The organism is Streptomyces tatrensis, assembly GCF_049310065.1.
In the GTDB taxonomy this organism is placed as follows: domain Bacteria; phylum Actinomycetota; class Actinomycetes; order Streptomycetales; family Streptomycetaceae; genus Streptomyces.
On the sequence record NZ_JBMDLB010000011.1, the window covers coordinates 6,413,212 to 6,425,317 of the forward strand.

General features: G+C 67.3%; 11 protein-coding genes and 1 pseudogene. 10 read left to right on the top strand and 2 right to left on the bottom strand.

Annotation, left to right across the window (positions count from 1 at the left end; translation table 11 throughout):
• Nucleotides 1–59 precede the first annotated feature (59 nt).
• Complete coding sequence (gene ku, locus ACODT5_RS45240; protein ID WP_422524694.1) at nucleotides 60–1,088, top strand: non-homologous end joining protein Ku; 1,029 nt, start codon at nucleotides 60–62, stop codon at nucleotides 1,086–1,088.
• A 106-nt stretch (nucleotides 1,089–1,194) separates the two neighbouring features.
• Here the strand turns inward: ku and ACODT5_RS45245 are convergent.
• Nucleotides 1,195–1,320, bottom strand: a pseudogene (locus ACODT5_RS45245) (non-homologous end joining protein Ku); the annotation flags it as partial.
• A gap of 31 nt (nucleotides 1,321–1,351) precedes the next feature.
• Between ACODT5_RS45245 and ligD the strand changes: the two are divergent.
• The 9 genes from ligD (at nucleotide 1,352) to ACODT5_RS45290 (ending at nucleotide 11,610) form a co-directional block, all read left to right on the top strand.
• A complete protein-coding gene (ligD, locus tag ACODT5_RS45250; protein WP_422524695.1) occupies nucleotides 1,352–2,236 on the top strand; it encodes a non-homologous end-joining DNA ligase in 885 nt (294 codons plus the stop codon).
• A gap of 204 nt (nucleotides 2,237–2,440) precedes the next feature.
• Entirely contained in the window at nucleotides 2,441–3,901 is a 1,461-nt protein-coding gene (locus tag ACODT5_RS45255) for a tyrosine-type recombinase/integrase (RefSeq protein ID WP_422524696.1), read from the top strand.
• 136 nt (nucleotides 3,902–4,037) lie between these two features.
• A complete protein-coding gene (locus tag ACODT5_RS45260; RefSeq protein ID WP_422524697.1) occupies nucleotides 4,038–5,783 on the top strand; it encodes a hypothetical protein in 1,746 nt (581 codons plus the stop codon).
• Complete coding sequence (locus ACODT5_RS45265; RefSeq protein ID WP_422524698.1) at nucleotides 5,780–7,861, top strand: hypothetical protein; 2,082 nt, start codon at nucleotides 5,780–5,782, stop codon at nucleotides 7,859–7,861. Before ACODT5_RS45260 ends, ACODT5_RS45265 begins: the two co-directional genes overlap by 4 nt.
• A gap of 38 nt (nucleotides 7,862–7,899) precedes the next feature.
• Nucleotides 7,900–8,268, top strand: coding sequence for a hypothetical protein (locus ACODT5_RS45270; RefSeq protein WP_422524699.1), 369 nt, complete (start codon nucleotides 7,900–7,902; stop codon nucleotides 8,266–8,268).
• A gap of 99 nt (nucleotides 8,269–8,367) precedes the next feature.
• Nucleotides 8,368–9,270, top strand: a complete 903-nt coding sequence (locus ACODT5_RS45275) for an ATP-dependent DNA ligase (RefSeq protein WP_422524700.1) — start codon at nucleotides 8,368–8,370, stop codon at nucleotides 9,268–9,270.
• Between the two features lie 75 nt (nucleotides 9,271–9,345).
• Nucleotides 9,346–9,996, top strand: coding sequence for an SMI1/KNR4 family protein (locus ACODT5_RS45280; RefSeq protein WP_422524701.1), 651 nt, complete (start codon nucleotides 9,346–9,348; stop codon nucleotides 9,994–9,996).
• 28 nt (nucleotides 9,997–10,024) lie between these two features.
• The gene (locus ACODT5_RS45285; RefSeq protein WP_422524702.1) at nucleotides 10,025–10,705 is read left to right on the top strand and encodes a HEPN domain-containing protein; all 681 of its coding nucleotides are present in this window, start codon (nucleotides 10,025–10,027) and stop codon (nucleotides 10,703–10,705) included.
• 44 nt (nucleotides 10,706–10,749) lie between these two features.
• Nucleotides 10,750–11,610: an ATP-dependent DNA ligase gene (locus ACODT5_RS45290; protein WP_422524703.1), complete on the top strand. Its 861-nt coding sequence runs from the start codon at nucleotides 10,750–10,752 to the stop codon at nucleotides 11,608–11,610.
• Between the two features lie 79 nt (nucleotides 11,611–11,689).
• Here ACODT5_RS45290 and ACODT5_RS45295 read toward each other — a convergent pair whose 3' ends face one another.
• The gene (locus ACODT5_RS45295; RefSeq protein WP_422524704.1) at nucleotides 11,690–12,088 is read right to left on the bottom strand and encodes a DUF6479 family protein; all 399 of its coding nucleotides are present in this window, start codon (nucleotides 12,086–12,088) and stop codon (nucleotides 11,690–11,692) included.
• Nucleotides 12,089–12,106: the final 18 nt, after the last annotated feature.

Here is a 12,106-nt window from a genome sequence, read left to right on the forward strand (position 1 = left end):
CCGACTGTCGCAGTGCCTGGCCCCGACATAGCCTGAGGGTCCCAGGGAAGGAGCACGGCATGAGAGCGACCTGGAAGGGGGCCATATCGTTTGGGCTGGTCACGATCCCGGTCCAGCTCTTCACGGCCACCGAGGAGCACGACATCCCGCTTCGCCAGGTGCACGAGAAGGACGGCTCCAGGGTGCGGCTGCGGCGCGTATGTGAGGCCGAGGACGTCGAGATTCCGTACGCAGAGATCACCAAGGGCTACGAGGCTCCCGACGGCAGCATGATCATGCTGTCCGACGAAGACCTCGCCGAGCTCCCGCTCCCCAGCAAAAAGCTCATCGACGTACTGGCCTTCGTCGACGCCGAGACCATTGATCCGCTGATGTTCTCCAAGGCCTACTACGTCGGCACCTCCGACCGCGCGGCCGCCAAGCCCTATGCCCTGCTCAAGCAGGCTCTGACCGAGGCCGGGCAGATCGCCGTCACGAAGATCGCCATCCGGTCGAGAGAGTCTCTTGCCGTGCTCCGAGTGCACGAGGACACACTCGTGCTGCAGACCTGTCTCTGGCCCGACGAGGTCCGGCCTGCCGTCGGCGTCGCGCCGGAGGGAGAAGTCGCGATCCGGCCCCAGGAACTGCAGATGGCCAGGTCTCTCATGGACATGCTGTCCGAGGACTTCGACCTGTCCACGCTTCACGACGAGTACCAGGAAGCCCTCCAGCAGGTGATCGAAGCCAGGCTCCAGGGCGTCGAGCTACCGCACGAAGAGGTAGCCGCCCCGGCGGGCGGCAAGGTCATCGACCTCATGGCAGCCCTGGAGAAGAGCGTCCGCGCGGCCAAGGAGTCGCGTGGGGAACGCGGTGCTGCGGAGGAGACGGAGGCCGAGGTCCGGACCTTGCCCGTCCGCAAGACCGCGAAGAAGGCTCCGGCGAAGACGGCAGCTCCGGCCAGGAAGGTGACGGGCTCCGCGGCGAAGAAGGCCGCCGCATCACCGAAGGAAGCCGGCGGGAAGAAGACCACCGCCGCCACGAAGAGCACGGCCAAGGCCGCTGCGAAGAAGACCACGGCCAAGAAGACCACCAAGCGGGCCTCCGCCTGAACCGGCCGCATCCTCGCACTACACCTGTGGCATACCTACGCGACCACCTGATTGGCTCTGACCTGCCCGGATTCTCCGCAGATCAGCGCGCGACAGCCGTGACCCCCAGAGAACCGCCGTCGCTGACATGGATCTGGCGGAAGGAGATCGAGTGGCTCTCGGTGGCGTTCACGAGCTTGATCGGAATGCTGACCAAGCCGAAGGAGATTGCCCCGTTCCATATGGATCGCACGGTTCCTCCTGTTTCGTGGCAGTCTCATCGTATGACGCCGATCACCCTGGTGGAGGGCCGTCGCATTTCGCTCAGCAACCTCGACAAGGTCCTCTACCCGGAGACCGGCTTCACCAAGGGCGAGGTCCTCCACTACTACGCCACGGTCGCGGGTCCCCTGCTCGCCCACATCCACGACCGCCCGGTGTCCTTCCTGCGCTATCCCGACGGCCCGGACGGACAGCTCTTCTTCACGAAGAACCCGCCGCCCGGTACCCCCGGCTGGGTGAAGACCACCCCGGTGCCACGCTCGGAGGACATCCGGGCCGAACAGGTGGTCGTCGCCGACCTGCCCACCCTCATGTGGGCCGCCAACCTCGTCGTCGAGTTCCACACCCCGCAGTGGCCGGCCGGCGCCCCCGCCCTCGCCGACCGCCTGATCCTCGACCTCGACCCGGGTCCCCCCGCCACCGTCGTCGAATGCTCCGCCGCCGCCCTGTGGCTCCGGGACCGGCTGGCCGCCGACGGCCTGCACGCCCACCCCAAGACCTCCGGCTCCAAGGGCCTCCACCTGGCGGTCCCCCTCGAACCGACGCCCTCCGAGCACGTGTCGGCGTACGCGAAGGCCCTCGCCCAGGAGGCCGAGCGCGCGCTCCCCGAGCTGGTCGTGCACCGGATGACCAAGGCGCTGCGCCCCGGGAAGGTCTTCGTCGACCACAGCCAGAACGCCGCCGCCAAGACCACGGCGGCCCCCTACACCCTGCGCGCCCGCACCCTGCCCACCGTCTCCGCCCCCGTCTCCTGGGCGGAGGTCGAGTCCTGCCGCACCCCCTCCGCCCTGGTCTTCCTCGCCGACGGCATCGCCCCCCGGCTGGCCCGCGACGGCGACCTCTTCGCCCCGCTCCTCGACCCCGACCTGGCCGGACGGCTCCCGTGATCACCGTCGCGCTCGCCGTGGCCGTACGGTCCCTGCCGCGCGCGCCCGGTCTCGCGTACGAGCCCAAGTTCGACGGTTCTCCAGACACTTTGAAATGTCTCATCCGGGTGACTCTCCAAGCCTTCCCGTAGCCGTTCGCGTGATCGTCCGTTGGGGTGACTGTCCGGTTCTTCGGAACGACGGAAGCGTCCCTCGGAGGGTTCTGTGCAGCTGTTCTTCACCAACAAGCGGAAGGTCTGGAAGGTCGGTGATGTCGCCGGCCTGGGTCACGTCCAGCTCACGGATCTCTTCGAGCGACGTCGCATACCCGGAGGTACACCAATCCTGCTCGACGAGGCGATGCGCCCAGTGGAACCGGTCTCGACGTGGTTCCGGAAGATCTCCTTGAGTGGCCTGGACGCAAAGACGATGCGGTCGTACGCGTACACCGTCCTGATGCTGCTGAACTTCCTGGCGGCGCGGGGGCTGGATCTGAGCTCGGCTACCGAGTCGGACATCCAGGAGTTCCGGCAGTGGCGCCGCGAGGACGCGGAGGAGACCGTCGGGGAGGCGACCTGGGACCGTGATTCGGCAGCCATCAGCGGGCTCTACGACTTCCTACTCCAGGACGGCTTTGTCGAGGTCCGCCCCTGGCGGGCGACGGGGCGGAGGGCATCACTGCGCAGCGGGACCAGCCGTGACCTGCGGGTTCGGCACATGGAGCTGGAGCAGTACCTCTACTGCCGGGACGTGGGTTTCGGCGGGCTGGCACCGGACGCGCAACTGGACGAGACATTCCGCGGATGGCGACCGCACCGCAACCGGGCGGCATGCGAGCTCGCGCTCATGACCGGCATGCGCATCCAGGAGTGGGCCACTCTTCTGCTGCCGGAACTCGGGCTGGAAACCGGCCTGCGGCCGCGGACCACCGACGTCGCCCTTGCAGCCTGTGCGAAGTACGGACGGCCACGCTCTGTCTACATCCCCATGGATGCTATGGAGCTGCTGGACCCCTACCTGCACATCGAGCGCCCAGAAATCGTCGCGAAAGCCCAGTCCACTCTGCGTCGGCAGCACCGGGATCTCTTAGTGGTCCAGCGGTTCGAAGCAGACGCCTCGAAGGTCCGCGGGGTTCTCGACGGCCGAACGGTGACGCGGGTGATCAAGGACATGAAACCCGATCTGCGCCGCATCACGGTCATGGAGACCGGCGACGGCCTGGATCCGCTGGCCCTGTTCATCGGTCAGGGCGGGCGGATGCTCACCTTCTCGGGCTGGGACCGGATCCGCTGGCGGGCCTGGGAACGGATGAAGCAGTGGGCAGCTCAGGTCGAGGTTCCTCAGTTGCCGCGCCGCTGCTGGGTCTACCACGACCTACGGCACACGTTCGCTCTGCGCCTTCTGATCTTCCTTACGCGCGAGGGGTTGAACGACGCCCAGGACCAGGGGCTGCCGATGTCGACACTGCTGGACCACATGACGGGCAACCCTCTGCTGGTGGTTCAGCGCCGACTCGGACATGCCCAGCCATCCACGACCTATCGCTACATCCGCTATCTGAAGGACCCCATGCGGGAGGTCGACGATGCCTTCCGCGAGTGGACTGCGTCTGGCGGCGCTTCGTACGTCACGGTTGCCCGTCATCTGCTGAGTCTTGAGGAGCACGTTCATGCCACGCAGAGGTGAACACAAGGGCGACTTCCCCACTTCCAGCTCCCGGCTTCCCGCACAACGTCGGGTCGGCATCCGAGAGGTCGTTGCCACCGACGGGAACGGGTCGATGGCCCCCGTCGCACTCGATCCGACCGCCTTCGAGTGCGAGATGCTGGCCGCGGAGCTCGCCGACGAGTGGGTGGAGCTGGCCGCAGCAGCTGGTCTGCACGCTGGCACGAACCGGCAGTACCGGCGGGCCATCAGGGCGTTCTGCGAGCACGTTGACGCCACAGTTCCCCGCCCTCGCCAGGCGTCGCTGGCCCACGCCGAGCCGGATCTGCACCACGCGGTCACCGAGTGGATCCGCGTGCTGCCCACCGAGCACAAGGCCGGATCGAGGACGCCGGCCTGGCTCGCGGGAAAGCTGCGCATTCTGATCGGCCGCCGGATCGAGCATCACGAGCGTCCCGTCGCAGGTCACCTGCACGGCTGGGTGGACGGCTCTCTCGGCCTGCGCCGGGGGCAGTCGCAGGAACTGGACGAGTTCACCCGCAGCGACAAGAAGAGAATCGTGCAGGCGGCCTGGGCCGACCGTCTGGCCATCGAGGCGAGGATCCGACAGGGCTGGGAGCTCGCGGCCAGCGGCACAGACCCGGCCGAGGGAGGTTGGAGTGAGCCGGCCAATCTGCTCTGGTCAATCGCCAACGACGCGTGGACCTGCGGCGAGATCAGTCAGCACCTTCCTGTCTGGTCCGCCATGCCGGATTCCCTGCGCCGCCTGCTGCCGCACGACATCACCCCCGCGCTCGGCAAGAGGGCTCTCCTGAGATTCCTCGTCCGCCAGCTGTTCCTGAGCAATCTTGATCTCCAGGCCTACCGAGTCCTGTTGATGGCGGCCACCGGCCGGGCGCCGGAGGAGGTCACGCTCCTGGACGAGGACGACATCGAGTTCGGGCCGCACAGCGTCCTGATCAACTTCAGTAAATGGAGGGCTCACGCGCACACACGTCAGGCGTTCAGTACGGCAGCCGCCGACACCGCCGCCGTTCTTCATCCAAGCAAGCCGAAGCTGGACGCGGCAGAGATCATCCGGCGGCTGCTGGAGATGAACCGACCGCTGGCCGAGCGAGCCGGCATCTCACCTGTTCCGCTGTTCCTCCGAGCCGCACTACCCGCCTCCTCACTGTCGATCTCGCGGCTGGACAGAGTCGCCGGCGGCACGTTCCGTGACTGGACGAAGCTCCACGAGCTCTCCGTCGACGGTGTCGTGGACATCCGGCGGCTCCGCAAGTCCGGCAAAGTCGAGAAGGCAATTGCCTTCAAGGGTCGGGTCAGCGACATCGCGGACGACCACTCGGTGGAGACTTTCCACAGTCACTACGCCCACGGCACCACGCTGCGGGTCATCGCCGGGAACGTCATCACAGCAGCTCAGCAACGCTGGTTCAGCCAGGCGCTGGACGGGCCCCTTGTACTCACCGAGGGAGCGGAAGCGTCGCTCCATGAGCCGGGATCAGCCGCCGCCCTGGGCCTCAGCCTCGACGACGTGGAGCAGTTGCGGGCCGGCCAGCTGGACATGGGCGTCTCCAGCTGCAGAGACCCTCTCGACTCGCCATACGGACGGCCCGGCCAGCTCTGCCCGGTCGCACCCACACGCTGTCTGGAGTGTCGCAATGCGTTCGTGCTGCCGTCCAACCTGCCCCAACTGCTGCTGTTCTCGACGCATCTGGACCAACTGCAGCTGCGGCTGGCGCCCCAGCACTTCCATGCGCTCTGGGGACAGAGCCGCGTGAACGTCACCGAGGCGATCAAAGCCCGCACCGACGCGGAGATCACGTTCGCTCATCAGCAGATCGCCGACCAGGGGCTGACGCTGCCGCTTCCCCTTGCTGCACACGTGGAGTTCGACGCATGACCAAGCACCTCGCCCTGCCCCATAGCCGATCGATCTTCCGCGACGATGAACCCGTCATCCAGTCCCATCCCTTGCTGGACGGAGCGAAGCCCCCACGGTTCGACAACGCGGAGTGCTGGGACCTCAACGGCGTGGTCCGGCGGGCACCGAACATGCAGGCCGCAGGCATGCGCGTCTGGTTTCGCGACCTCGGACCAGAGTGGAATCTCATGACCCGCGAACTGGCCATGGTCTGGTTCAACCCGCGGCATCCGGCCGTTCTCGCGCGCGGCCTTCACCTGCCAGCCGCGCCTTTGTCGCCAGTCACAGTCGCCCAGCGGATCGGACATATGCGGGCCATGGCCGCGTTCGGCGCCGCCCGAGGGCTGCCCGCAAGGCTCGACGACTGGAGCGATGACGACTTCCAGGACTACGTCACGCGGCGATGCGAGACCGGCGAGGCAACCAGCGCCCTCGGGCACGTCCATCTGATCAAGGCCCTCTACCGGTTCCGTCGCGCTCTCGCATCCGGAGGCCTGCAGCGAGACCCCTGGCCCGGAGTTTCCACCAACGCGGTCCTGAACCAGCCCGTCGTGCCGGATCTCAAGACCCCAGTGATCGCTCCGGAGACGTGGTTCCCCCTCGTCCGCGCCGCGTGGACGTACATCAGCGTGTTCGCCCCGGACATCCTGCGCGCCCAATCCCACTGGCAGGACATCCAGGCACGGGCCCAAAAGATCAGCACAGCCGAGGGAGAGCGGCTCTTCAGGGCCTGGGTCGCTGACCCGGATCACCTGGTTCCCTTGCGCGCGGCCGGCGCGGCGGAGGGGCCGGTCAACTGGTCCCTGCTGTGCTGGATGATCGGAGCCGAGCCAAGGCATGCCCGCCTCTTCGAAACCTCGTCCCAGCCCGGCCGCGAACGCCGGGCGGTCGTCGAACAGCTCGTCGAGGCGGGCCGTACGCAGGTCGGCCTGGTGGCCGACCTCATCCAGGTGTCACGGCCCGATGGAAGCCGCGGCCCGTGGCATGACTCGCTGCAGCCCCGCGATCTGTGGCTGGAGTGCGTCGCCCTGCGCAATGCCTGCTACGTCTTCGTCGCCGCGCTGTCGATGATGCGGGACTGCGAGATCCGGGAGATCGTCAAGGGTGCCGTCGTGGAGCACTACGGCACCCCGGCGGTGAAATCGACCAAACGCAAACTGGACCCGGACCTGCCCACGAAGCACTGGTGGATCATCGCTCCGGTCGCCGACGCCATCGACGTCGCCTCCCAGCTCTCTCAGCACAACGAATTGGCCTTCGCGTCCGCGAGTCCTCGATCCACCGGGGAGGGGTTCGTCAGCGGGCACGCGGTCGCCGACTTCATCGCCCACGTCAATCGTTCCCGTCACAGCACCGGCCTCGACGAGATCCCGCAGCAGAACGTCACGCCCCACATGTTCCGCCGGACGATGGCCATGCTCACCAAGGACTTCCCCGGCTCTGAGATCGCTGTCGGCATGCAGCTCAAGCACGCCGCCACCCGAGCCCTGGCCAACCGCACCACGCAGGGCTACATGGATCACGCCCCGTCCTGGGCCCGCCACCTCGACACCGCCGTCGAAGAGCGCCGGTTCCAGCGGCTCAAGGATCTCTACACCGCCGACAGCCGTGGCGAGAGCATCGGTTTCGGACCTGGAGCCGAGCGAATGCGAGAGGCATTCGCCGCCGTCCGGCAGCAGGCCGAAACTCTCCGCAGCACCGGCAAGGCCCAGCGCGGCGACATCCGGGTCGAATTCGACCTCCTGCGACGCACCCGGATCTCCATCCGTTTCGGAAAGCTGAATCACTGCACGATGAACGACGCCGACCCCGTCGGCGCGAAATGCCTGGAAGACGCTGTCGTCCCCCAAGGCCACCGGGGCCCGCTCCTCGACCGCTGCCAGCCGTCCCGATGCGCCAACAGCGTCCTCGGCCCAGAGCACCTGCCCATCTGGCAGGCCGAACGGTCCTCCTTGATCAGGTTGCTCGACACGCCCAAGATCCCCAAGAACAGGCGGGCCCTACTCGACGCGCAACTGCACGATGTCGAGCTCATGATCAAGAGGGCGGACCAGTGACCGTGTCACCCAGGGCCGAGCAAGCGCTCCGGGAAGCCATGGAACGGCTCCTGTCGGGCAAGCCGAACCGAACCGACGGCGCACTCACCAAGAACAACCTCTGGCGCGAGGCCGGCGTCAGCCGAGCCACCATGAACCGCGCAACCTCAGTCCTCGCCGAATGGGACAGCCGAGTCGATGCGAGTCCGGCTACCGCCCTGGATCACCAGCACCGCGAGGAGCTCAGCGAAGTTCGCGGCAAGCTCCGTAAAAGCCGACAGGAATGCCGGCAGCTTCAGGACCAGGTCGATGCCGCTGCCACCGTCATCACGGCCCTGCTGGCCGAGAACGCGGCGTTCCGCGATCAGCTCGCCAAGCGATCAGCCGTCGTTATCCCACTGGATCGCGCTCACGCCATCCGCGAATGACCTTCGCGCCCTCGCGGGGTGAGGCTGTTCCGGTGACAGACCGGCCGGACCAGCGAGCCCCACTCCGTTCCGAAGACCGGGCAGACAGACCCTGGAGGAATGGATGAGAGCTCGCAGACGGTGGTCCTTCAACCACCCCTCGATGTCATGCGGCCCCGGCCAGCCGATGAGATCCCTGAGCAGGACAGCATGCCTGGGGGGCTTCAGTACTCCCTCAAGCTGGATGGCTTCCGCGCGCTCGCCTTCATCCTGGCGAGCGGAAGAGTGTTCTTGCAGTCGCGATCCGGGAGGGACCTCACCAGAGAATTCCCGCAGGTTTCTACCTACCTGCAAGAGAATCTAACGCCCGGAATCGTCCTGGACGGGGAGCTTTGCGCCTACCGCGACGGGCGACTGACCTTCACTGACCTCCTTCGGTCCCGCGCCGATCGAGAGAAGTCAGGAATTCCGGTCTACTACATCGCCTTCGACATCCTCGCTGTCCCCGGGAAGGACGTCCGGGGCCTGTCCTTGGCAAAGAGGTGGGAGCTTCTCGGCGGAGCTCTGGTCGACGCCGAGCCGCCCCTTCAGCGTGTGCTGGCCACACGGGACGAAGAGACCGCGCGCCTCTGGTTTCGCGAGATGAGAGCTGTGGGCGTTGAAGGAATCGTGGCGAAGTCACTCAGTTCGACCTATCAGGCCGGAGAGACATGGGCTTGGAGGAAGGTCAGGCACTCCGATACCCGAGACGGCAGAATCATCGGCGTATTCGGCCCGGTGGAGCGACCACACGGCGTTCTCGTGGAGTTGTCCGACGGGCGAACGGTGAAGACCTCTCCACGCCTGACAGGGATGCAAGCACGACAAGTCGGGGAATCGGTACGCGGTCTCCTGGGCGCCCGGACAGAACATCCCGATCACGGGACCGTGACGGTGGTCATCGAGCCCGTCCTGGTTGAAGTCCGCGAGACGGTCGGTCGCCACGAGACAGCCAAGTTCGTGCGTGTCCGGTTCGATGGGTGAGGCGCCGGATGCCGAGCCCGATCCTCGTGCCCGAAGCGAGCGCGATAGGTTGTGGGCGACGAGAGAAGAGTTCCCATGGACTCGCGCATAACCCGGTTGGGCCGCAAACTGGCCCAGATCCCGTTCCAGCCGCGCCGCAGCCACTCCTTCGGTGAAGAGCACCACGAGTTTCGACTCGGCCCACGCCTGAGCGAAGCGCAGGTCAGCGCATTCGAGGCTGAGCACCGCATCGACCTTCCGGATCCCTACCGGCAGTTCGTCACAGGTCTTGGCGCGACCGGAGCATCACCGTTCTACGGCCTCATCTCGCTGGAGAACTGCCGGTTGTTCACGATGGACCCTCGAGAGGCATCAGAGGCTCCCCGAGGCTTCACTCCGGCGCATCGCGGCGAGCAGGAGCGTGACTTGTTCCTGCACATCATCGAGATGGGCTGCACAGACCTCTGCCTCATCGCCGTGACAGGGCCACTTGCCGGACGCGTCCTGACCGGCAACTCGGATGGTTTCTGGGGTCCGAACGTGTCGTCCGCCAAGGACTTCCTCGACTGGTACGAACGTTGGCTCGACCACATGGCAGCCGGCCGAGACAACCGAGCCCTGGAGCTGACGTCCCCGCAACTCGCCGCGTCAGCCCCGTGGGGCAGCCGCGTCCGCGCGCCAAGAAGGGCCCCCGGCACCGGAGATACGCCCGGGCCCTCCGGGCACGAGAATGAGGCTGCCACATAGAAGCCTGTTGCAGTCTTTGGGGGATCGCTTGACCAGTCAGTCACGCCAGAACTTCGACCGGAACCGCGAGGACATCGAACGGCTTCTGCAGATACACGCGGACGTCACGCCGGGAGGGCCAGGGCGCAAGTGCAAGGTCGAGTCCCTCCACAAGGCGTCCATCGTGCTTCTGTCAGCCTTCTGGGAGGCGTTCTGCGAGGACCTCGCCGCCGAAGCGTTGGAGCACCTGGTTGCCCACGCGGAGGGCGCGGGGTCGTTGCCTGAGCCACTGCGAAGGCGCGTCGCGAAGGATCTCGAGCTCGCCAAGAATCCGCACGCAGCCTGGTCACTAGCGGACAACGGATGGCGCACCGAACTGCAGTCCCGCTTCCAGGCACTCCAGACCGAGCGCAACACCACTCTCAACACACCGAAGACCTGGAACATCAGCAAGCTCTTCGCGGATGCCATCGGCATCGAAGACGTGGACAAGCACTGGTACTGGAAGGGCATGAGCGTCGAAGGCGCGGCAGCCAAGCTGGACGCCCTCGTCACCCTTCGCGGCGACATCGCTCATCGTGGCTCGTCTGCCTCTGGCGTCACCAAGGGGCAGGTCGAGCAGTACTACGCCCACATCAAGCGCCTCGTGGCTTCCACGGAGACCCACATCGCGGCCGAACTGCTTGCAGTAACCGGACGGCCACTCTGGGTCGACGGAGAGGCTCAGTAAGGGCTTCCATCGGCCGATCGGTGGGGCGACACCCGGGCTTCGATGTGTCTCATGAGACACATCGAAGTCTGGAGAACGACGGTCACCGCCTCGTCGTCATCCGCACCGTCGACGGGGTGACCCTCCAGGCCCGCTCCGGCCGCATCGTCACCGCGGCCTTCCCCGACCTCGCGGCGGCCGCACGCCTGTTGCCCGCCGGGACCGTGCTCGACGGGGAGGTGGTGGTCTGGCACGCGGGCCGCACCGACTTCGCGCTCGTACAGCGCCGGGCGGCCGCCGCCTCGGCCGCGCGGGCCGCCGTGCTGGCCCAGACGCTGCCGGCCTCGTACGCGGCCTTCGACGTACTGGAACTCGCCGGGCTGGACCTGCGCGCCCGCCCGTACGAACGCAGGCGCGCGCTCCTCGTCGACCTCCTCCTGCCCCTGGGCCCGCCGCTCCAGCCGGTCCCGATGACCACGGACCCGGAGCTGGCGGAGACCTGGTACGAGACCCTGCCCGCCAGCGGCATCGAGGGCCTGGTCGTCAAACGGATGGACCAGCCCTACCCCACCGGCCGGCGCGGCTGGCAAAAGCTCCGCCACACCAACGTCCGCGACGCGGCGGTGGTCGGCTACACGGGCACCGCCCGCCGCCCGCTCGCCCTCGTCCTGGTCCTGCCGGTCGGGGACGAGACCCCGCTGGTGTCGAGCCCGCTGACGGCGACGCTGCGCACCGAGGTGGCGGCGGCACTGGCCACCCGGGCCCCGGCGGCGGCCGGGGGCACGACCCAGGGGGCGACGGTCACGGCCATCGGCCTTGGGGAGGTCCCCTTCCACCCCCTGGACCCGCTCCTGACGGCCGAAGTCCGCCACACCTCGACCCGCCACCCGCCCCCGGAGGTCCTGCGCCTGCGCACAGACCTGTGACCCGCCACGCGTGCCGCGCGGCGGGTCACAGGCATGGCCGGTCGGGTCGGGGGTGGTCGGTCGGTCAGGTCAGGTCAGGTCAGGCGGGCTTCATGCCGTCCAGCGGCGGCACGGTCGGGGGCTTCCCGGGTTGAGGATTGGGGTGCTCGTACCCGGATTCCCGCTCGGCCCGCGTCTCCTCCTGATGGCTGGAGGTCCGGGAGCCGAAGTTCCCGTACCCCTGCATCTCGTGCGGGCGCAGTCCGGGCTCGGGGATTTCGACGTACTCCCGCTCCTCGGAGACCTCGTACACGGCACCGCCGTCGGGCAGGTGCGGCTGGCTCTCGGGAGTGGGGGGTGCGGGTTCGTGTGCCCGGACCCGCTTGCCCAGCGCGAAACCGCCGAGCAGGAAGCCGACCACGATGAGCCCGACGACCAGGAACCACGCGATGTTGGTCAGAGTTCTGTCCACCGCGAGGAAGATCAGAGTCGTGTCCATACAACCCATTTTCCCGCA